Origin of the sequence: Paraburkholderia sp. BL6665CI2N2 (assembly GCF_004366535.1) — a bacterium.
GTDB lineage: Bacteria > Pseudomonadota > Gammaproteobacteria > Burkholderiales > Burkholderiaceae > Paraburkholderia.
Genome location: NZ_SORC01000001.1, coordinates 7,460,205 through 7,481,027 on the forward strand (window position 1 = coordinate 7,460,205; position 20,823 = coordinate 7,481,027).

Consider the following 20,823-nt stretch of genomic DNA (forward strand, 5'->3'; position numbering starts at 1 on the left):
GCGGTGTTGCGCTCTTCTATTAGCGAGGAGCGTGCCAGCGGGAGGCAAACCGAGGACTGGTGCGGGGTAACGCACTAAGGCTTAGCGCCGCGCGAAGGCAAACGGAGCTTTTTGTTTCATATCTGCACAACGTCCTCGCCGCCAGCGAGCGCTCCGCAGGCGCTGCCTGTTTTCCGCAAGTCCTTGATGGAATTGGGTTGGCGGGTTCTGGGAGGGGCTGGACGGCTCCTGTCTCAGCGCTGAATCGGCCCGTTGGTGTACGTTCTCACGCGGCGTCCGGGATGTGCCGGAATTGATTCAGATGTGTTCAACAGGCTTGGTACGGTGCCGCACGGATGATGATTTTGGCGAGTCAAAAGTCTGAGAAAAACCAACAGTGATTCTGCAGATCAGACAGGTGCGGGCGCGCTGCGCGAGGTTTTACGCGCCTCGCGAAGGAGTAATTAGATCAGGGAGACAATCAGCCGTAGAAGATGGCGGATATCGCATTGACCGCGCGGACTTTTCCTGCGGGCGACGCGTATGTTGCATCAGCTTTAACCGCGCCATTCGATGCCGATGCAACGAATCTCTCCTGCGGCGTGAACGGGATGAGCGGCACGATGCATGGCCGGTTCGGCGGCAGATGAAACCAGTCCCGCGCGGCCCTGTAGTGTGTGTCAACGATATGAACGAAGCGCACAAAACGCTTCGCTTCGATCACGAGTTGCCAGCTGTCGCCGTTGCGCTCGAGAGTCACCGTCATGCCCAGATCGTGGCGCTCGCTCACGCGCCGCTCCGGCAGATGAAACGCTTCCGCAACGATCCGGCCGCTCGTCTGTTCGCGCAGCGTGGCGATCGTCACGTCGTGCGCACGCGGTCCGAAGCGGTACGCGTGGGTGAAATCGAAAAACTGGCCGAGGCATGCCGCCGCACTGAGACGTTGCACGCTGTGCGGCGCCAGTTCGACTTCACGACTGGCGGAGGCCACCTTGACGCTGCCGTCGCGCAGGCAAACGAGTTCCAGTTGTGCGCGCAGCGGTTGCGCACGTTCGTTCAGCAAATGGATATCGAGGCCGTTAAGGCCTTCGTCGGTGATGCTGGCCTGAATGGGTTGCAGCGCTTGCGCGAGCCCCTGCAGGGCGCTTTTAGGCCGTCCAGTGGCGTCGATCAAGCCCCAGCCCGCTCCGGGGCGCAAGTCCTGAAGCTGCCAGACCAGCGCGCCGCCGCAGGTTGAACCGGCGCGGCGCCATTCGGCGAACACGTCGCCCATCAATTCGGCGACCACCGCGCGCGACAAGTCCAGATAACGCTCAGGGTCTTCGTAGCGCAAGCGTGCCGGTTCGACACCGTATAACGTCTGCAGATAATGATCGCGCACGTCGTCGAAATCCCAGCCGGCACCTGGGTCGCGCGGCACCGCGGCTTTCCAGCGCGGATCGTGCAGATGAATTGTGCCGAGCGCGCCGTGCAGCGTGGCGTCGTCGGGCACGTTGGCGAAGGCGAGGCATTCTGCGGCGAAGCGCACCTGCGAGCGGCGCACGTCGTCGAGCGGACGCTGATAGGCGCCCACGCCGTAGTAGTGAGTGATGCCCTCATTAGTTGAAAACGGCCACACGCCCCCCGAAGGCGAGTTGGCGACATACAGCACGTCGGACCGTTCGCGCGCCACGATGGCCGGCAGTTGTTCAGTAAAGAGTGGTTGCGCGCGCATCGAAGGCGGCAGGCCGAACATGGCCGCCTGCTGATCGACCTCGCTGCCGCCGCACAGCACCGCGAGCGAAGCGAAACGTCGTGTGCGCGTTAAGAATTGTGTGGCTTCGCGCTCGATCGACGCGCTGAATGCGGCATCGTTCGGATAGTCGAAATTCGCCAGGGCGAAGTCTTGCCAGATGAGTATGCCGTACTCGTCGGCGAGCGCATAAAAAGCGTCGGACTCGTAGACCATCGTACCGCCCACGCGCAGCATGTTCATGCCCGCATCGCGAGCCAGCGTGAACGCGTGGCGCAGTTGCGCCTCGCTGCCGGCGAGCGTGACGAGGTCCGCGCTGGTCCAGCATGCGCCTCGGCAGAACACCGGCAAGCCATTAACGCGTAGGGTGAAGCCCATGCCGTCCGCGCCGTGGTCCACTTCAATCGTGCGGAAACCGACCGAACCCAATCCGTGAGATGTCGCGTGCCCGTCATCGAGCTGCAACGTCAATGGATATAAAGTGGGCTCGCCGTGCGTATGCGGCCACCAGCGCTCCGCACCCGGCACGCGTACGCTGCCGGTCAGTGTATATGCATCGCTCCATTGCAAAGACGAAACAGCGTCGCCGCATTTAAGCGAAGCGCGGCAGGCCGTGTCATCGTGCGGATGAACGAAACGTAGCGTGAGCGTAACAACACCAGAAGCAACGCTAGAAGCAAGGCCGTCGTCGGGATCGAGCCGGCTCGACACGTCGACGGTATCGAAAGCGTGGGGCGCGTCGCTCAGCAGTTCGACAGGACGCCATGGGCCGACCGCCTGCACCGAAGGACACCAGCCGGGCATGTGGCCGAGCAGGGTGGTGCGCACGTTGCGCAAGGTGGGTGGCGACACGAGCCGCGGACGCCAGCGCGCGCGTGAACGTTTGGCCGTCAACGCCGGCGTGAGCGAGCGGAAGCACAGCGCGAGCGTCGCGCTGCCGTTTAGTTCGATGTCCAGATCGTGCGCGACGAACATCGAATCGGAATCGAGACGCTTCGCACCGTCGAGCCAGACTTCGGCGATGCTGGCGAGGCCATGCAGACGCAAACGACGGCGGCCGGTGCCTTCGAGCCTCACGCGATACCAATGGTCGTCGAAGGCGAGCGGTGGTGGATGCGCGATGTCCAGCAGACCTGCGGCACGACGCGCGCTCGCGACGGTGCCGGGCACTTGCGCGGCGAGCCAGCCGTGCGCGGGCAAATCGGCGGGCGACGCGCACGCGCCTGCGGGCGTGCTGACGCACTGCCAGCCGGTGTCGAGGCGCAGCGGCCAGAGCGTGTGCGATACGGCTGGCAATGCGCCATCGGCACCGGTTTGCGCGGCCTCGTCGGGCGCGGGCGCGAGCAGATCGCTCGCGCCGCCTTCATCAGGCACCAGGTCCATCGTCAGTACATCCACGGCAAGTCCCCGAGAAGTCCGCGACGCCGCGCAAGGCCTGTTACAGCACGAGCGCGGCGAGCGGCGGCAGCGTCTTTTCGTAAGCGCTTTCGATCACGTCAAAGCAGTCTTCGCACAGATCGCGGCGCCCGCGGGTAATCGCCCGCACGAGCCGGAACTGCATCACCATCGACTCCGACGCGATGCTCTGCGCCGCTGCCGGAATCGACGCCGGCACCTCGAAGCCTTGCGCGGAGAGCCACGTCAGATACTTCGAGAGAAACTCGAAGTTCGCGCCGAGCTGCCGCATCAGGTTGAACGAGTACGGGTGGAAGAACTTTTCGCCACGCTCGAGCAGCGTCTCGAGATGCGCAGGAAAGGCGACACGCCACTGCGCAATCGGATTGCTGAGCGGCCGGCGGTGCAAGTGCGCGCGCAGCAATTCTGCCGACGCTTCGGCAAGCGCGGTGCCTTCCAGCGCGGGCCGCGACTGCTTGGCAAACTCCACATACGGAAACAGCAGATCGGCCTGCTGCTGGAACTGCGGCAGCTTGCGGAACACGCCGTCGTAGTCTTCGCCGTCGAGCAGGTGATAGCCGGTGTTATGGAAGTAGCCGAGACGGCGCGCGTCCGGATCGATGAAGTCGATGCCCACCGTGGTCTTCGGATGCTCGCGCCGGTACGACGTGGCGCGCGTATTCGGCAGGTAGTAGCCGTCCACTTCCACCAGCACGGTATGGCCGCGCAAGGTCTGCGCGAGCACGCGTGCTTCGAGGGAATCGTAGATGGCCAGTTCCTGCACCTGGGTACCGTAGAGCCGTTCGAGGTCTTCGAGCGGAAACTTGAAGAACGTGAACTGGTCGCCTTCGAAATCCTGCGTGACGGTAAAGCCGAGCGCCGCGCGCGGCTCGAGTCCGAAGCCGTGCAGCAGTTCGATCCACAGATCGACGTAGCAGTTGGTCTCCTGCCATACGCGCTCGCCCTGATGCAGCGCATGCGGTGCATGCTCGCGCAAACGCGCTGCGGGAGCGGAAACCGCGCCCCCCGTGGCGGGCAGATCGACGTGGCGGTTCAGCGTAAACGCGCCATTCGCGCCGTTTGGCGCCGGTGTCAGAGACGGGTTCATACGCGCTCTCCGGAACCTTGCCGCGTTTCGGTGGACACCGTTTGCATGGTTTCCATGCCATGCGCCACGCGTGCTTCGGTATCGCCCCACAGCAGCGCGCGCACATCGTCCGGCCACGCGTTCACGTCGAGCCCATGATGACGGAATAGCGCGAGCGTGATCCGTTCCATGCCGAAACCGACGCAGCCCGTATGCGCGATCGTGCTGTCTTCGCACTGGATCTTCCAGATCGCGCCGAAGTGTTCCATGTGATAGTTGAACGACAGGCACGCGGTCTTGCCGCGCGGATCGGCGACCGGGATCAGCAGTTCGAACTTGAGCGCCTGGGCGCGCTGGCTATCGGCGACGATCTTGCCGCCGCGGCCGAAGAACGGGTCGTTGGCGAGATCCACTTCGACCGGCAATTGCAACAGATTGATGAGCAACGAGCCGCGATCGATCCACATCTGCCGGAACGCCATGACCTGTTCCGCGTTGCCGAGGCGCACGTATTCGCGCTGGCGGAACATCTGCATGCGGCCCGGATCGAGCGACGGTTCGTGACGGAAGCAATACGACAGCACGTCGATCGTGCGGCCGTTGGCGGGCAACGGACCGCGCCGCGCCATCACCGGATAGATCGGGTAGCAGGCGGCTGGCGTGAGCACCACACGGGTCGGTTTCTGCTGCGCCATCCAGTCGTCGGCGCGGTCGTCGTCGCGTTCGGTCATGGCGTCGTCGAGCGCGCGCAACAGGCGCTGGTGGCCCATGTCGTTGCCGCAGAACGAGTGGATGGTGCCGGCCAGATTCGGGAAGCTCTTCAGATACTCGCTGTCTTCAAAGTCGGTGCGGCGCATGGCGGGCGGAAAGCGCAGCAGTTCGGGCTGCTGGTCCGCGCCCAGATGCGTGATCGCCACGTTCAGCCGGTCCACCACGTCTTCGAAAATCTGGCTGCGGCCATACAGGCCGTTTTCGCCGGTGTCGATCAACAGGCCTGCGGCCAGCAGTTCATCGCGAAAGCTCGGCGCTTCGGCTGCCTGAGCAGCGGCGGCAAGGGCGGCGGTATCGGTCATCGTGTTCATATCAGGCTCTCCCCGGGGCGGCAGGTCGTTGCGCGAGCAACAGGCTCGCGGTGTTCTGCGCGATGCGGTCGTTATTGATCATCAGCGGCGCCGAATGCAGGTCGCGCAAATGGCGCCCGACGCTGTACGGCGTGCCGTTCTTGTAGCCCGCCATGCCGCAGATCATCAGCACTTCGTGCACGACCTGCAGCGCGGTGGTGGAGATGCTCGTCTTCAGTGTGTTCATGTCGGAGGCGAAGCCGAGCATGGCCGCGAGCGGCGCATCGGCTTGCGAGCCGCCGTTACGCGCGTGATGAGCGGTGCGCGCCGCCTCCAGCGCGACTGCGAGGCGCGCCTGCATCATCTGCAGCAGACCGACCGCTTCAGCGAGGCGCAAACCGGCTGGCGGAACCACGCCTGGCTTCGCACGCGCCTGCGCACGGAAGAACGCTTTCGCGCGATTCACCGCGTCGGCGGCGACGCCGGTCCAGACCGAGGCCCACAGCGTGTGCGAGACCGGCAGCATGGTTTGATCGGCGATCTCGGCGAACGGCGTTGGCAGGATCTGTTCGGCCAGACCCGTGGCGACGAGCCGGAAGCCCTCGCTGCAGGTGCCGCGCATCCCCATCGAGTCCCAGCCGCCGCGCTTTTCCAGTTGCGTATCGGCGCGCAACGCGACGATCAGCACCTGGTCGGCGGCCGCCGATTCAGCGGTGCGGCGGGCGGTGACGAGAATGCCGTCGGCGTGCGCGCCATACGAAATCGTCGGTGCGAGCTTTTCGATGCGAAAGCGCGCACCGTCGAGTTCGACCGAGCAGGCGCTGGTGCGCATATTGCCGCCGATGGTTTCCTCGGAAGTCGCCGACGCCAGCAGCCATTGCTGCTTGACCAGTTGCACGAGCAACTGTCGATGCCATACCGCATCGCTGCCATGCGCCTCGATACACGCCACCTGGATCTGGTGCATCGCGTACACCATCGCGGTGGAGGCGCAGCCTTGCGCGAGCGTTTCGCAAATCGCGCCGACGTCCGCGAGCGACAGGCCGGCGCCGCCGAACTCGGCCGGCACCAACACCGAGAGCAGGCACTCGCGCTTGAGTGCCTCGAACGCTTCGCTCGGAAAGCGCGCCTCGCGATCCACGGAGTCCGCGAACTGCGCGGCCACCGCCGCACAGCGTTGCGCGGCGGCGCGCCAGCCCGGTTCGGTTTCGACCGCGGTCAAGCCGAGCGACGTGTCGGCGCCTTCCGCCGCATTGTGCGCGTGCCTAGAGGCGGGCTCTGCCGCCGCATCCAGCAGCGGGGCGTTCATGCTGCCGCCTTCGCCTGTTGCAGCTCGGTGATTGCCGCGGCCATCGAATCGATGCTGGAGAACAGGCGCCGCGTCAACAGACGGTCCGGAATCTCAATGCCGAATTCGTCTTCGATTGCCAGCATCAGATGCACGGTCGCGAGTGAGGAGAGGCCTGCGGCGTAGAGGTCGGCGTCGTCGGCCAGCGTTTGCGCCGGGACGTCCAGGCGAGCGGATTCTGAAAGGATGCGGCGCAAGGCGTTTTTCATGATGTGGTCCCCTAGTTGTTCAACGTTCTCGGATGGTGCGGACATCGATCGCACGTGATCGTTTTTGTGTCCATTGTCACAACGCATGCCAGCGTGGTCCTTGTGCCGGGCGCGGCGCGTTCAGATTGACCGCGTGCGGTTACTGGCGGCGTGCCGTGATGCCGTGCCCCGACGTCCGTATTTAAGAATTGTCAAAGCCCAGCGTCAGTGCGATGGCGCACGGAAACGCGCGATTCACGGACGTACCGTGTAGCCATCACAACGGGCCAGCCCATGCAGCGAGGCCGTCAAAGCCGGCGCGCGGTGCTCGGCGTCGTTGAACTTATTGACTGCTGGGGAAGGCGATGAACTGGAAAACGCTGGAATTCGATCAGCTTTCGGCGCGCGAGTTGTATCTGGTCTTGCGTGCGCGCAGCGCGGTGTTCGTGGTCGAACAGTCGCACGTTTGTCTCGACGCCGATGGCCGGGACGAAAACGCGGTGCATGTGTTCGCGGTGGAGGACATGTCGCGGCCCATGCCGATTCTGGCCTACGCGCGCTTGCAACCCGGCGACGCGGAAGATCCGGAGATCACCATCGACAAGGTACTGACGAGCCCGCTGCGGCGCGGCGACGGCACCGCCGAACTATTGCTCGAACGCGTGCTGCAGGCGATTGCCGACCGCTGGCCGGGGCATGCCGTGCGTGTGAGCGCACCGCTCGGTCTGCGCGGTTTCTATGAGCAGTTCGGTTTTCGCAAGACAGAAGGGCCATATCTCGAACATGGTGTGCCCTTCATTGGCCTTACACGTCAGGTGCGCGGCAGTCAGCCGCTTTTCGGCGGACGGCGCCGTGAGCGCGACAGCGCGGTGCTTGTCAATACGTTCGAAATGCTGTGATCGCGTGGATGCTCCTCACGCCCGTCAGCGCTGACGTGTACGACGTGCATTCGCCGTTGCGTCGGACTCCGAGACAATGTGGCGGGACGTACATATCGATCATGCAGCGTTTGTTGTAATGGCTTGAAAGCGTTCGCGCAGGTTTCGTTTATTCGGGGAAAGCGTAATGCATGCGCAAGGATTGTCCCAGCGCACATACGCTTAAGGGGAGCGTTTGTGAACAGTCAATCCAAGTTGGATCGTGTCAACCGAGTTGCATGGAATTCGTCTGATGCCGAACGCGTGATGACGTTCGGTAAAACCTACTCCGACCCCGGCGAGCAGGCTGCGTTCAATTGGCTCGCACCGCGTTGCGCGGGCCAGCCCTTACTCGATATCGGGATCGGCGCCGGCCGCACGATTCCGCTGATGACGGCCATCTCCGCCGACTATATCGGTGTCGACTACACCCAGAAACTGCTCGATCTCGCCAAGGCGCGCTATCCCGAACGCGACCTTCGACATATGGACGCACGCGACATGTCCGCGCTGCCTTCGGATCATTACGCGCTCGCCGAGTTCAGCTGGAATGGTATCGACTGCGTCGACTACGACGATCGCGTGAAGATTCTCGAAGAGATGTATCGCGTGGTGCGGCCCGGCGGGTATGTGCTGTTTTCGTCGCACAACCGCGGCGGCCCCGGCTACCGCGAGAATATCTGGCAGCTGTTGCCGCAATTTTCGTTTAATCCGCTGAGACTCGGCTGGCGCACGCTGCGCTCCATGCGACGCTTCCAGCTCGGCACGCTGAACTATCTGCGCAACGTGAAGCTGAATCATGATTACGGCGGCTACGCGGTGAAGACTGCCGCGGCTCACAACTTCGGCATTGTGATCGTCTACACGACGCTGCGGGAGCAGCGCCGGCAACTGGCGCAGGTCGGCTTGCAGATCGACGCCGTGTTCGGCAGTAGCGCGGGCGATCGCATTCCCGACGAAGTGGAAGAGAGCGACGCGTGGTGGTTTCACTTCATCGCGCACAAGCCGCTCGCCGCCTGCCGCTTCGACTGACGACGGCCACGGGAAAAGCACGACTGTAGGCGGAGCACGGCAATACGCACGACAACATAGAACAATGAACCGGGCCAGTTGGACCGGATAGGGGACCCGCACATGAATCGCATCGTAGAACCAGGCAATCCGCTTGCGTCGGTCGGGGGCGTCGGCGAAACGGCCACGCGTTTATCCGTGCAGCCGGTGATTCTCGCACAGGGCTCGGGCACACGATCGTCGCCGTTATCGCGCGAACGCGATCCTAAACGCTCGGTGGACCTCACGGGCGACGCGTCACGGCTCGAAACTACGCTGAGCCGTCTCAACGCGTCGTTCGCCGTCGCGCAACACACTACACCGTCATCCATCGCGCGATCCTTTGCGGTGCCGCTGGTGATCTGCTGCGAGGACCTGCATCAGCAAACGCGCGAATCCGGGGAGCGGCTCGCACGCTCGGGCCGGCCGGTACGCATGGTGCTCGAACCGATGTCGCGCGATACCGCGCCCGCGCTCACCGTTGCAGCGCTCGCCGCGTGCGCGCCGGCTGTGGAGGGCGACGATCCGCTCATCGTCGCGCTGCCTGCTGACTACCTGATTGCCGATCACGTTGCGTTCGGCGCGGCGCTCGCTGAGGCGCTCGAGCACGCGACGCGTGGCGCGATCGTCACGCTCGGCGTGCCGCCCAAGCGCGCGGAGACCGGCTGCAGCTATATCCGTACGGGAATGGCGCTCGGCAAGCGGGGTGCGCGCGCCATCGAACGGCTGGCCGAAAAGCCCGATCCCGAACTGGCCGAACGCTATGCCGCCTCAGGCAATTACTGGTGGAACAGCGGCATGGTCGTGGCGCGCGCTTCGGTGTGGCTCGCGGCCGTCGCGCTCTGCCAGCCGGCGATCGCCGAGGCCTGCGCGGCCGCGTTCGAGCATGCCATGGTGGATGGGGACGGCACGCTGCATCTGTCTCGCGATGCGTGGGCCCTGTGTCCGTCCGCTTCGATCGACTGTGCGGTAATGGAGCGAATCGGCACCGACGCGCGGCTCGCAGGCGTCGCCGTGCCGTTGGTTACGGGACACGCCGAGACGAGCGCACGGGATCCGGTGATGCGGGTCACGCGCGGCGAGGAATGCTTCATGCTCGCGGCGAAAAACCCGTCGACATATGTTCCTCCCGGCATCGCGCATCGGCTTGAAAAGCTGGCCATGACGCCGCGAGAAATGATCGAGGTCCAATCAGGCGGCTACCCGGGTGAAGACGACATCGTGCGTCTCGAAGACCCGTTCGCTCGCAATCTGGAGAGCGCTCATGCACGCAAAGCTGCATCACGCTGAGACGCCGCACCTCGTGCAGGCGTCTTTCGACGAGCGGCGTTTTCGTCACGCGTTGGGACGCTTCGCGACCGGCGTCGTGGTGATCTCGACCGGCAGCGGCGACGATCTGCATGCGATGACCGCCAACGCCTTCATGTCGGGTTCGCTCAAGCCGCCGCTGATCGTCGTCTCGGTCGGGCACCGGGCGCGCATGCACGAGCGTCTGATGGATAGCGCGCTGTTCGGCGTGAGCGTGTTGTCCGAGGCGCAGGAGCCGCATAGCCGTCACTTTGCCGGCGAGCCGCAGAGCCGGCTCGCGCCGCGCTTTGTGGCGGTCGAGGGGCTCCCGGACGTGGTGCTGCTCGAACATGCGGCGGCGCGTTTCGCGGCGCGCGTGGTGGACCGGCACCCTTGCGGCGACCATACGCTGTTCGTCGGCGAGGTGCTGGTGTTCTCGCTCGATGAACACGCGCCGCTGATCTTTTTCGGCGGGCGTTACGGATCGGTGGCGGCGCCTGAGTCGATGCAGCGATCGACGGCGGTGTCCGCGCAGGACTCGCCGCCACTCGCCGCGAGCGCCTCCTGATGCGCGCGTCAGCCGTCATTTCCCGCCAGTTCCTTTCCGCCGACGCGTGGTGGATCAGACAAATCGTCTTGCAACGTGCGTCTTCGCACTATGCAAACAGTGCAATGCAGGCACGCTTGAGACGCAAGCTTATGGCCCATGGAAATATGCGGCGTTACAAGAAAGAAACAATTCTTCAGAGGGATAACCCTGTTAGGACGTTTCCCGACTGGCGCAAGCGTTTCGAAGCTAGCAACGTATCGTAGAAGAACTAAGTGACGTCAATAAAACGAGACATAAGGGCCGCACGATCAACAGGCTACGCGGGGGCAAACACCGCTTCGGGGAGAGTTTCATGGAACAGGCAAACAAAGATCGATCGCTCGTGAGCAAAGTCATGGACGGACTGGTCACGGGCATCGTCGAAGAGAAATACGGTGCCATACTGCCACCGCAGGATGTGCTGTCGAAGGAGTTCGACGTCAGCCGCACCGTCATGCGCGAGGCGCTGTCGATGCTGCTCGCGCGCGACATGCTGGACGTGCGGCCGAAAATCGGCACGCGCATCCGCTCGATGAGCGATTGGCGCATGATCGACGAAGACGTCGTGAACTGGCGTTTTCGCGCGAAACCCGATCCGCTGTTTTTGCGCGACGTGATCGAGTTTCGTATCCTGATCGAACCGCGCGCCTCGGCGCAGGCGGCCGCGCGCGGCAGCGCGGCGGATATTGCCGCGATCCGCGAGGCGTTCGAAGCATTCCGCGCGATCCGGCCGGGCGAGCCGGGCTATCAGGAAGCGGACGAACTGTTCCACACCCGCATCGTGGTGGCGAGCGGCAATCAGTTCTTCAAGCAGATGGCGGCGATCATTCGCGGCGCGCTATCCACTGTCAATCCCATCGTGACCGAAAGGGACGGGGAGGGACTATGGGAAAAGGCGGTGAAAACCCATCAACGTGTGGTCGAAGCGATCGAACGGCGCGATCCGAAGGAAGCGGAACTCGCCTCGCTTGCAATGATCGACTACACCACCGAAGAAATCAGCGGCCAGTTTTCCCCGGAACCGCCGGCACACAGTTGAGCGTCGCCGCTGCAGCGGCACGCTGGGTCTTTAATCTTTCCTTGTGAGACTGTGCGATACGAGAGGGCGCGCGTTCACGCCCACGCGAGAGCGTGCGGCATGCGCGACAATAGCGCCTGTTCTGATCTGCATGGACTCGAAGGAACGATGACAATCGCAACGCAGGAAATCCCCTCGGACGGCACGATCCGCTGGGGAATCGTCGGGACGGGCCGGATTGCCCGTCGCTTCGCACAAGGCCTCGCTCACGTGCCGCACGCGCAACTGACCGCGCTGTGGTCGCGCCGCGCGGAACCGGCTATGGCATTCGCCGGGGAATTCGGCGGCGAGGTGTGCGCGAGTTTCGACGCGCTGCTCGCGAGCGGTATCCACGCGCTCTACATCGCCACCGTTCAGGACAGTCACGCCGACTACGCGATCGCCGCGCTGCAAGCCGGCCTGCACGTGCTGTGCGAAAAACCCGCCACCATCAATCAGCCGCAGCTCGAACGCGTGCTCGATGCCGCGCGCGCCGCGCAACGGCTATTCATGGAAGCCATGAAGCCGCCCTTTTACCCGCTCTACAGAAAGTTGCGCGCGCATCTAGATGCCGATCCGATCGGTGCGGTCGGTCTGGTGCGGGCCGGCTGTTCGGTGCCGGGCGTGCCGGACGATCATCCGGCGCTGTCGTTCGAGCACGCGGGCGGCGCGCTGCTCGACATCGGCATCTACGAGATGTTTCTCGCCGTCGACTGGCTGGGCGCGCCGCTTGAGGTGCAGACACTGGGGCGGCTCGGCGCAACCGGCGTCGATACGTTCGCGAGCCTGAACAGTCAGCACGAGGGCGGCATCGCCCAGTTGTTTTGCGGGCTCGATCTGCACGGCAAGGGCGACGCGCTGCTGATGGCCAAAGGGGGCCACGTCACGATTCACGAACCGTGGTGGAATCCATCGCGCGCGACGATCCGTTATACCGACGGACGCGTGGTCGAACTCGACGAGCCGTTCGAAGGCGGCGGCCTGAACTACGAGACCGCGCACTTCTGCGAACTGATCCGGGCGGGGCAGACGGAAAGTCCGGTGATGCCGCATGGCAAGTCGCTGCAGATGATCGCGATGGCCGACGCGGCGCGCGCGGCGCTCGGCTTGAAGTTCGCCGGAGAGTAGCGTCGCCGGCGTTGCCGCATTGCGCGCGGCAGCGGTGGTAGGATTCGCGCGGGCATGCGGAGAGAGAAAACGCTCCACGTGTCCACCGCTTTCGAATTCCTTCCAATGGAGCCGCCTGCCATGCGCATGCTCGGAAAACTGTGGCGCGACAACAAGAGCGTCGTTGCGTTTCTCTTCCTGATGGTGTTGTTTCGCAGCGCCGTCGCCGACTGGAACGTCGTGCCGAGTGGCTCGATGCTGCCGACGATCCGCGAGGGCGACCGGATCTTCGTTGACAAGATGGCCTACGATTTGCGCGTGCCGCTCACGCATATCGCGATCGCGCATCTGCACGATCCGCAGCGTGGCGATATCGTGACGATCGATTCATCGGCGGCGCGTGAGTTGATCGTCAAGCGTCTGATCGGCTTGCCCGGCGACAGCGTGGCGATGCGCGAGAACGTGCTGTACGTGAACGGCGTGCGCGCCGATTACCAGCCGCTCAAGCTCAAGCCGCTGCCCGGCGACGCCGCATCGCCCGGCGATTATCTAACCGAACGCTTCGACGGCGTCACGCATTCCGTGCGGCTCGCGCCGCAGGCGCCGAGCCCGCGCGATTCGTTCGGGCCGGTGGTCGTGCCGCCCGGGGAGTATCTGATGCTCGGCGACAATCGCGACGACAGCGCCGATTCGCGTTACTTCGGCTTCTTTCCACGCAAGGAACTGATGGGCCGCACGCGCCGCGTCGCGTTTTCGCTCGACCCGGACCACTACTACACGCCGCGCTTCGAGCGCTTTGGCGCGCCGCTGGATCCGGCGTCTTCTGTCGCCCGCCGCTAAATCAGAAGCGCGCGGGGTGCTCAGTGGCGCGACGGCAGCGCAAGGCGCCGTTCGTACCAGCGTTGCACGCTCTCGAGCACCTGACACAACCCCCAATAAACGGCGGCCGCGGCCAGATACAACGGCAGCGGCTGATAGGTCGACGCGATGATCTCCTGCGCGCTGCGCAGCAGTTCCGTGACGGTAATCACCGACACCAACGAGGTGTCCTTGATCAGGCTGATGAGACTGTTCGACAGACTCGGCACGGCAATGCGCAACGCTTGCGGCGCGATCACGTAGCGCAGTGTCTGGCGCCGCGAGAGTCCGAGACTGTAGGCGGCGAGCCATTGACCGTTCTGAATCCCCAGGATCGCGCCGCGCATGCTCTCCGACAGATACGCCGCCACGTTGGCGGACAACGCGATCACGCCGGCCGGCGTCGGATCGAGCGATATGCCGAAACTCGGCAAGCCGTAATAGATCACGAAGATCTGCACCAGCAGCGGCGTGCCGCGCATCACACTCACGTAAATACGCGCGATCCAGTTCAGCACGCGGTTGTGGCTGACGCCCATCAACGCCAGCACGGCGCCGGCGATCAGGCCGAAGATCATCGACAGAACCGCGAACTTGACCGTCAGGACGGCGCCCTGCGCGAGCACAGGCAGCGATTCAACGAGCAGGGAAGTGGTGGACATGAGCTGAGCGGTGGGCGGGTTAGGCACGCAAAAAAAAGCGCACATCATAAACGTTGCTGTAGAAGCGCGAAGGGCGGCATCGTCGACGATGCCGCCCTTCCTTTCAGTCAGCGCGCACTACTTGATCGGCTTGCTGACGTCGATGCCGAACCACTTGTCCGAGATCTTCGCAAACGTGCCGTCAGCTTCGAGCTGGGTCATTGCGTCGTCGATCGCCTTGGCGAACTTCGGGTTGCCCTTCCTGAACGGAATGCCGGAAGGATTGCCCGCGCCGACATTCGCTCCCGTGCGCAGCGGCAACTGCGAGTTCTTCATCAGGTAAGCGAGCATCAGGCGGTCGTTGAGCGCCGCGTCGAGGCGGCCGGCGGCCAGATCGCGCAGATATTCGGGCGCGCCCGGGTACGTCTTCACGTCGATGCCCGGCACCGACTTCGCCATGTCCATGTAGTTCGTGCCCAGACCGACGCCGAGCTTCTTGCCCTTCAGGTCGTCGAGCGACTTGAACTGGCGCGTGTCGTCCTTACGCTGGATTAGTTGCGCGGCCGAATACGTGTAGGCCGGCGAGAAGTCGAGCGCCTGCTTGCGTGCGTCGGTGATGCCGACCTGGTTGACGATCACGTCGAACTTGTTCGCCTGCAGACCGGCGATGATGCCGCTCCATTCCGTCGTCACAAATTCCGGCTTCACGCCGAGCTTGGCCGCGACAGCTTTCGCGATGTCGACGTCGTAGCCGACCAGCTCGCCCGACGGCGCTTTCGAATTGAACGGCGGGAAGGTGCCTTCCAGACCGATGCGCAGTGTGCCGCGCTGCTTGACCTGATCGAGGAGGTCGTCGGCGTGGGCGGCGACCGCGGTGAACGACGCGCCGATCAGACCGGCGACGAGAATCTTTTTAAACAAGCCAAATTTCATCGAGTTCCTTTTTTGTTCGTCCGGCGTTTTAGCAGACGAAAGCATAGCAAAGCAGACTATCGAAATCTAAATATCGTTTGTTTATGTCTATATTCCGGGCGCGGGGCGCGCACGCAGGACGGAGCACACCGAGGGTGCCGCACCGCGCGCCGCCGTAGGGCGGGCGCTGGCGCGGCGTTCAGCGCAACCGGGTTCAACGCAGCGCTTGCGCGCATTCCGCGACCAGCGCCGGTCCGCGATAGATAAACCCGGTATAGAGCTGCACCAGCGACGCGCCGGCCGCGAGCTTGGCGCGCGCGTCCTCGCCGGAAAAAATCCCGCCGACGCCGATGATCGGCACCGCTTCGCCGACTTCCGCGCGCAGCTTGCGGATCACTTCGTTCGACGCGTCGAACACCGGCTTGCCCGACAGGCCGCCGGCTTCGTCGCCGTATTGCATACCGGCGACGGCCGTGCGCGAGAGCGTGGTGTTGGTGGCGATCACGCCTTCGAACTGGTGGCGCAACAGCGTGTCGGCGATCGACTTGATCTGTTCGTCGTCGAGGTCCGGCGCGATTTTCAGCGCGAGCGGCACGAGCTTGCCGTGCATGTCGGCGAGACGCTGCTGCTTCTCCTTGAGCGCCGCGAGCAGCGCGTCGAGTTCGCCCGCGCCTTGCAACTGGCGCAGATTCTTCGTGTTCGGCGACGAGATGTTCACCGTCACGTAGCTGGCGAACGGATAGACGCGTTCAAGACAGTACAGGTAGTCTTCGGCGGCGCGTTCGATCGGCGTGTCGGCGTTCTTGCCGATGTTCAGGCCGAGAATGCCGCGATAGCGCGCGGCCTGCACGTTCTTCACGAACTGGTCGACGCCCGCGTTGTTGAAGCCCATCCGGTTGATCACGGCATTCGCCTGCGGCAGACGGAACATGCGCGGGCGCGGATTGCCCGGTTGCGCGCGCGGCGTCACCGTACCCACTTCGATAAAGCCGAAGCCGAGCGCGGCGAGGCCGTCGATGCAGGCGCCGTCCTTGTCGAGGCCCGCGGCGAGTCCCACCGGGTTGCGAAACGTCAGCCCCATCACGGTGCGCGGCGCATCCGGCACGCGCGGCGCGAGGGCGCCGGCGAGACCGGTGCGGCCGGCCGCGCCGAGCATGCGCAAGGTGAGATGGTGAGCGTCTTCCGCGTCCATGCGAAAGAGTTGGGCGCGTACAAGCGGGTAGAGGGAACTGAACACGGGACGAAGCCGGGCGGCCGGAAAATGGGAACCCGCTATTTTACCGGCTTTGCGCTTTTAATGAGACCGTCTGACGGGATTGGGCGGCGGCCTGAGCGGATCGCCTGCTTGCCGTGACGCGGCTACGGCTTGAGCGGCGGGCGCTTGCCGTGTATCGCGAGATCGACCGGCGGCAGATCCACGCCGGTGGGATCGAGCACGCGCCAGGCGCCGTCGATCAAACCTTCGAGCGGACGGAAATTCGCCTTGTACGCCATCTTCGGACTCTCGCGAATCCAGTAGCCGAGATACACGTAGGGTAGCTTGAGACTGCGCGCCTGCTCGATCTGCCAATAGATGTTGTAGGTGCCGAAACTCGTGTTCGGCAGCCCCGGTTCAAAAAACGTGTAGACCGAAGAGAGCCCGTCGCCGAGGATATCGATCATGCTGATCATGCGCAGAATGCCCGGCGCATCCGGCCGGTCCGGCAGCGGCTCGCGGAATTCGACCAGCCGCGAGTTGATCCGGCTCTGCAACAGGAACTGTTCGTATTGGTCGCGGCTGTCGCGATCCATGCCGCCGCCCGCATGCCGCGCCGACTGATAGCGCATGTAGAGCGCGTAGTGCTCTTCGTCGTAATGGAGCGGCGCGACGGTGGCGACCAGTTCGCCGTGCTTCTTCCAGACGCGGCGCTGCGTGCGGTTCGGCTCGAACTGGTCCACCGGAACGCGCACCGGCACGCAGGCGCGGCAGCCGTCGCAATATGGCCGGTACGTGAACACGCCCGAGCGCCGGAAGCCGGCCTTGACGAGGTCGGTGTAGACGTCGGAGTTGATCAGGTGACTGGGAGTGGCGACTTGCGAGCGCGCGATGCGGCCGTCCAGGTAACTGCAGGGATAGGGCGCTGTTGCATAAAATTGCAGCGCCGAAAGCGGGGAAAGAGGCAGCTCGTTGGGATGAGTCACGTTGGCAGCTCTCGAAGCGTCTCTGGTAATGCAAACCCGGCGCCCTGCGGTCGACGACCCGCGGCTCGGTGGGCGAGGGATCCGGATTCGGCCTGATTCTTCCTACGACGCTGGCGCGACGACCTCGAGCAACGCGGTCTTGTCGAAGCGCCAGGGAATCGGCGGCGCCGCGACCGACGCGCGAACATGCGCGATGAACGCCTTGCGCGCTATCTCGCGACCGCCTAGCGACGCCAGATGCGACGTGTTCTGCTGGCAGTCTATCATTTCTATTTCGTGACGGCGCAAGTGTCCGACAAGCGCGGCCAGCGCCATTTTCGACGCATCCGTGACCTCCGCGAACATGGATTCGCCGAAGAACATTTTGCCGAACGACACGCCGTACAAACCTCCCACGCGCTTGCCTTCGAACCAGGTCTCGATGCTGTGCGCATCGCCCACACGATGCAGCGACGAGTACGCTTCGACTACATCAGCGGTGATCCAGGTGCCGCGCTGTCCGCGTCGCGGCGCCTGCGCGCAGGCGCGCATCACGGCGGCGAAATCATGGTCGACGCGGATTTCCCACGCGTCTTCGCGCAGCACGCGCCGGAGCGTTTTGCGCAGCGACGGCGCGACCTTGAATTCGGCGGGGCGCAGGATCATGCGCGGATCAGGACTCCACCACAACACCGGCTGGCCGTCCGAATACCAGGGGAAGATGCCGCGCCGATAGGCGTCGATCAGCCGTGACGGCAGCAGGTCGCCGCTGGCGGCGAGCAGGCCCGGCGCGCCGCTGGTCGCGCCGAGCGCGCGTTCGACGGGCGGAAACGGGTCGTCAGGGCCGAGCCAGGGAACCATGCGCGCCGCTCAACCTTCGCGCAGCGAGCGGAAGATGTCGCCCGTGTGCAGGCCGAAGCTGCCGGCGGCGCGGTCGGCGAAAAAGAAACGCAGGGTCTGGCCGACGGTGGGAAAGGCAATCTCGTCCCAAGGAATTTCATGTTCTTCGAAGAGTTTCACTTCGAGGCTTTCTTCGCCGGCGGCAATGTCGAGATCGAGCAGACGCGCCATGTAGAACAGATGAACCTGATGCACGTGGGGCACGTTCAGCAGCGAGAAGAGGTTTTGCACTTCGACGCGCGCGCCGGCTTCTTCCAACGTTTCGCGCGATGCCGCTTCGGCGGTCGTTTCACCCATTTCCATGAAGCCCGCGGGCAGCGTCCAGTAGCCGTAGCGCGGCTCGATCGCGCGGCGGCACAGCAGCACCTTGTCGTCCCACACCGGAACGGTGCCGACCACGTTGCGCGGATTCTGATAATGCACCGTGCCGCAACTGCCGCATACGAAGCGCTCGCGGTTGTCGCCGGGCGGAATGCTCAGGCTGACACCCTGGCCGCAGACAGAACAGAATTTCATAGGAAGGGGACGAGAAAGGGTGACAGGAGTTTATCACCGGGGCGAAGTTTTTCTCAGGTCGCAAAATCACGGCGAGCGGGATTGGGTGGGCGACGAGGCTGGTGCGGAGGAACCAGCGCGCAAATCGCGCACGGCCCAACCGTTTGGTTCGGAATCCCGAGCATTTCGCGCGTGAGGGCCGATCCGTGGGCGCGCATGGTGTCGCGGACGAATGATCCGTGTTGCAAGCCGATGCTGGGATGGATGCTGAAAGAACAGCAATACAACGCGGGTGGTGCGCTACGCGGTGTAAAACTTGTCAAACCGTTTGGGGAAAACAAAAAAGGCCTGCCGGTTTGGCAAGCCTTGAATGTTGTTTTCGACGTCTCCAACCGACTTGATGAACTTGGTTGCGGGGGTAGGATTTGAACCTACGACCTTCGGGTTATGAGCCCGACGAGCTGCCAGACTGCTCCACCCCGCGTCCGTCGAAGAAAAGATTATAGAACAAAGCCAGTAGGGTTGCAATACCTATTTAAGAGCCGGCTTCAATCCACGAGACATGCGTCGGCGCGTGCGTGAGTGCCGAAGTCGCTGCGCGCATGGCTTGCGTCGCATGCCGGAAGGCGCGCGTAAGGTGCTGCGCTAGAATTCAGTTTCCCCTCGCGACGCTGCCTGCCCGCACGGCGGCGCGCGCTCCACCTCTTACCTCGCTCTGAACTCCATGGATATCGCTCACGACCTGCAGGTGATTGCCGCTCAGGAACACACGCTGGTGTTCCCACAATTCGACGCCGACCGCGCGTGGCAAGTCGGCGCCTATCTGCACGAGGTCGCCAAGGCGCGCGGTATCCCCGTCGCGATCGACGTGCGCACCTTCGGTCAGCCGCTGTTCTTCAGCTTGCTCGACGGCGCGACGCCGGACAATATCGATTGGGTGCGCCGCAAGAGCAACACGGTCGCGCATTTTCGCCGCAGTTCGTACGCGATCGGCCTGAAGTTGCAGCAGGCCGGCGGCACGCTCGCGGACAAGCACGCTTTGGCTGCCGCGGAATATGCGTCGCATGGCGGCGCGTTTCCGTTGACGGTGGCGCACGCGGGCGTGATCGGTTCGATCACGGTGTCCGGTCTGCCGCAGCGCGCCGATCACGAGCTGGTGGTGGAAGCGCTGTGCGCGCATCTCGGCCACGACTACAGCAAGCTCGCGCTAGCAAAGGCCTGAGCCGATGCGGCTGCCTCCTTATGCCTTGCTCGGCATTGCGATCGTGGCCGAAGTGATTGCGACCTCCGCGATGCGGGCGTCGGAGGGCTTCTCGCGGTTCCTGCCTTCCGCCGTGGTCGTAGTCGGCTATGGCGTGGCGTTCTATTGTCTGTCGCTCACGCTGAAGAGCATTCCGGTCGGCATCGTCTACGCGGTGTGGTCCGGCGCCGGCATCGTGCTGATCACGCTGGTCGCGGTGCTGCTGTACCGGCAGGTGCCCGACGTGCCGGCCGTCATCGGACTCGGGTTGATCATTGCCGGCGTTGCCGTGCTGAACATGTTTTCGAAGATGCAGGCGCACTGAGCCGTTGCATCGGCACCGGCGCCGCAGCCGTTTATTTGCAGCGCACGATCATCGAGCGGTTTTTCACGTTGGCCGAGACGACATTCGTGACGCTGCCGCCCGCCGTGCCGCCTTCGTCATTGTCTTTGGAGACGATGTCGTAGCCCGTCGCGCCGCACGCCTTGCCGGCCTGCACGTAGCACGAAGCCCAGCTGGAAGCGGCGTCGGCGCCGCTGCAATTCACGGCGAAGCCGGTCTGGCCGTTCGGCAGGTTGATCAGCGAGGTGGTGTTCGACGATGCGCAGCCGGCAAGGCTCGCCGCGCCGAGCAGCACGGCGGCGGGAAGGGCGGCCGCGAGCAGGCTGCGGCGAACGAAAGCCGGCGCTGCGCCGCTTCGAAGGCGGTTGAAGCGGCCGGCGCGGCGCAGTTGCGTCATGAAATGCATCGTGATGTTTCCTTTCAGATTGATATTCGGGTCGCCACGTGGATCGGGAACGCCTGTCGACGCTCGAGATA

Annotated in this window: 22 protein-coding genes and 1 tRNA gene; 10 read left to right on the forward strand and 13 right to left on the reverse strand. The window is 64.0% G+C overall.

What is annotated here, in order from left to right:
- Positions 1-460 precede the first annotated feature (460 nt).
- The 5 genes from B0G81_RS33405 to B0G81_RS33425 are packed head-to-tail and all read right to left on the reverse strand — an operon-like array spanning position 461 to position 6,811.
- Entirely contained in the window at positions 461-3,109 is a 2,649-nt protein-coding gene (locus tag B0G81_RS33405; protein ID WP_208328578.1) for a glycoside hydrolase family 2 protein, read from the reverse strand.
- Positions 3,110-3,149: 40 nt separating this feature from the next.
- Positions 3,150-4,214 carry a DUF1839 family protein gene (locus B0G81_RS33410; RefSeq protein WP_134141442.1) on the reverse strand — a complete coding sequence of 355 codons (1,065 nt, stop codon included), beginning with the start codon at positions 4,212-4,214 and terminating at the stop codon, positions 3,150-3,152.
- Positions 4,211-5,275: an amino acid--[acyl-carrier-protein] ligase gene (locus B0G81_RS33415; protein WP_116116739.1), complete on the reverse strand. Its 1,065-nt coding sequence runs from the start codon at positions 5,273-5,275 to the stop codon at positions 4,211-4,213. Before B0G81_RS33415 ends, B0G81_RS33410 begins: the two co-directional genes overlap by 4 nt.
- 1 nt (position 5,276) lies before the next feature.
- Entirely contained in the window at positions 5,277-6,563 is a 1,287-nt protein-coding gene (locus B0G81_RS33420) for an acyl-CoA dehydrogenase family protein (protein WP_116141022.1), read from the reverse strand.
- A complete protein-coding gene (locus B0G81_RS33425; RefSeq protein ID WP_106283631.1) occupies positions 6,560-6,811 on the reverse strand; it encodes an acyl carrier protein in 252 nt (83 codons plus the stop codon). The genes B0G81_RS33420 and B0G81_RS33425 overlap by 4 nt, the downstream gene beginning before the upstream one ends.
- A 344-nt stretch (positions 6,812-7,155) precedes the next feature.
- Between B0G81_RS33425 and B0G81_RS33430 the strand changes: the two genes are divergently transcribed.
- From B0G81_RS33430 to lepB, 7 genes are all read left to right on the forward strand, one after another.
- On the forward strand, positions 7,156-7,689 hold the full coding sequence (locus B0G81_RS33430) for a GNAT family N-acetyltransferase (RefSeq protein WP_116116741.1): 534 nt from the start codon (positions 7,156-7,158) through the stop codon (positions 7,687-7,689).
- Between the two features lie 216 nt (positions 7,690-7,905).
- Positions 7,906-8,739: a class I SAM-dependent methyltransferase gene (locus B0G81_RS33435; protein ID WP_116116742.1), complete on the forward strand. Its 834-nt coding sequence runs from the start codon at positions 7,906-7,908 to the stop codon at positions 8,737-8,739.
- A gap of 102 nt (positions 8,740-8,841) precedes the next feature.
- Positions 8,842-10,047 (forward strand): sugar phosphate nucleotidyltransferase, encoded by a 1,206-nt coding sequence (locus tag B0G81_RS33440; protein WP_134141444.1) that lies wholly within the window; start codon positions 8,842-8,844, stop codon positions 10,045-10,047.
- Positions 10,022-10,612, forward strand: coding sequence for a flavin reductase family protein (locus B0G81_RS33445; RefSeq protein ID WP_134141447.1), 591 nt, complete (start codon positions 10,022-10,024; stop codon positions 10,610-10,612). The genes B0G81_RS33440 and B0G81_RS33445 overlap by 26 nt, the downstream gene beginning before the upstream one ends.
- A gap of 334 nt (positions 10,613-10,946) precedes the next feature.
- Positions 10,947-11,672, forward strand: coding sequence for an FCD domain-containing protein (locus B0G81_RS33450; protein ID WP_116116745.1), 726 nt, complete (start codon positions 10,947-10,949; stop codon positions 11,670-11,672).
- Positions 11,673-11,819: 147 nt separating this feature from the next.
- A complete protein-coding gene (locus tag B0G81_RS33455; protein WP_134141452.1) occupies positions 11,820-12,818 on the forward strand; it encodes a Gfo/Idh/MocA family oxidoreductase in 999 nt (332 codons plus the stop codon).
- A 120-nt stretch (positions 12,819-12,938) separates the two neighbouring features.
- Entirely contained in the window at positions 12,939-13,637 is a 699-nt protein-coding gene (gene lepB / locus B0G81_RS33460; protein WP_134141456.1) for a signal peptidase I, read from the forward strand.
- A gap of 20 nt (positions 13,638-13,657) precedes the next feature.
- On the opposite strand, the gene B0G81_RS33465 is transcribed toward lepB, so the two are convergent.
- The 6 genes from B0G81_RS33465 to B0G81_RS33490 form a co-directional block, all read right to left on the reverse strand.
- Positions 13,658-14,317, reverse strand: a complete 660-nt coding sequence (locus B0G81_RS33465; RefSeq protein ID WP_134141458.1) for an amino acid ABC transporter permease — start codon at positions 14,315-14,317, stop codon at positions 13,658-13,660.
- A gap of 117 nt (positions 14,318-14,434) precedes the next feature.
- Complete coding sequence (locus B0G81_RS33470; protein ID WP_134141460.1) at positions 14,435-15,229, reverse strand: cystine ABC transporter substrate-binding protein; 795 nt, start codon at positions 15,227-15,229, stop codon at positions 14,435-14,437.
- 193 nt (positions 15,230-15,422) lie between these two features.
- Positions 15,423-16,445, reverse strand: a complete 1,023-nt coding sequence (locus B0G81_RS33475) for a quinone-dependent dihydroorotate dehydrogenase (RefSeq protein ID WP_134141462.1) — start codon at positions 16,443-16,445, stop codon at positions 15,423-15,425.
- Between the two features lie 122 nt (positions 16,446-16,567).
- Positions 16,568-17,389: an arginyltransferase gene (locus tag B0G81_RS33480; RefSeq protein ID WP_106283621.1), complete on the reverse strand. Its 822-nt coding sequence runs from the start codon at positions 17,387-17,389 to the stop codon at positions 16,568-16,570.
- 102 nt (positions 17,390-17,491) lie between these two features.
- Positions 17,492-18,229 (reverse strand): leucyl/phenylalanyl-tRNA--protein transferase, encoded by a 738-nt coding sequence (gene aat, locus B0G81_RS33485; RefSeq protein WP_116141036.1) that lies wholly within the window; start codon positions 18,227-18,229, stop codon positions 17,492-17,494.
- A gap of 9 nt (positions 18,230-18,238) precedes the next feature.
- Positions 18,239-18,784 (reverse strand): NUDIX hydrolase, encoded by a 546-nt coding sequence (locus B0G81_RS33490; protein ID WP_106283619.1) that lies wholly within the window; start codon positions 18,782-18,784, stop codon positions 18,239-18,241.
- Positions 18,785-19,027: 243 nt separating this feature from the next.
- On the opposite strand from B0G81_RS33490, the gene B0G81_RS43925 reads away from it, so the two are divergent.
- Positions 19,028-19,192 (forward strand): hypothetical protein, encoded by a 165-nt coding sequence (locus B0G81_RS43925; protein ID WP_166679104.1) that lies wholly within the window; start codon positions 19,028-19,030, stop codon positions 19,190-19,192.
- Here B0G81_RS43925 and B0G81_RS33495 read toward each other — a convergent pair.
- Positions 19,171-19,247, reverse strand: a tRNA-Met gene (locus B0G81_RS33495). The genes B0G81_RS43925 and B0G81_RS33495 overlap by 22 nt on opposite strands.
- Before the next feature lie 240 nt (positions 19,248-19,487).
- Here B0G81_RS33495 and B0G81_RS33500 point away from each other — a divergent pair.
- Positions 19,488-19,985: a heme-degrading domain-containing protein gene (locus B0G81_RS33500; protein WP_116148415.1), complete on the forward strand. Its 498-nt coding sequence runs from the start codon at positions 19,488-19,490 to the stop codon at positions 19,983-19,985.
- 4 nt (positions 19,986-19,989) lie between these two features.
- Complete coding sequence (locus B0G81_RS33505) at positions 19,990-20,328, forward strand: SMR family transporter (protein ID WP_116116753.1); 339 nt, start codon at positions 19,990-19,992, stop codon at positions 20,326-20,328.
- Between the two features lie 31 nt (positions 20,329-20,359).
- Here the strand turns inward: B0G81_RS33505 and B0G81_RS33510 are convergent, their stop codons facing one another.
- Complete coding sequence (locus B0G81_RS33510) at positions 20,360-20,752, reverse strand: hypothetical protein (protein ID WP_134141465.1); 393 nt, start codon at positions 20,750-20,752, stop codon at positions 20,360-20,362.
- Between the last annotated feature and the right edge of the window lie 71 nt (positions 20,753-20,823).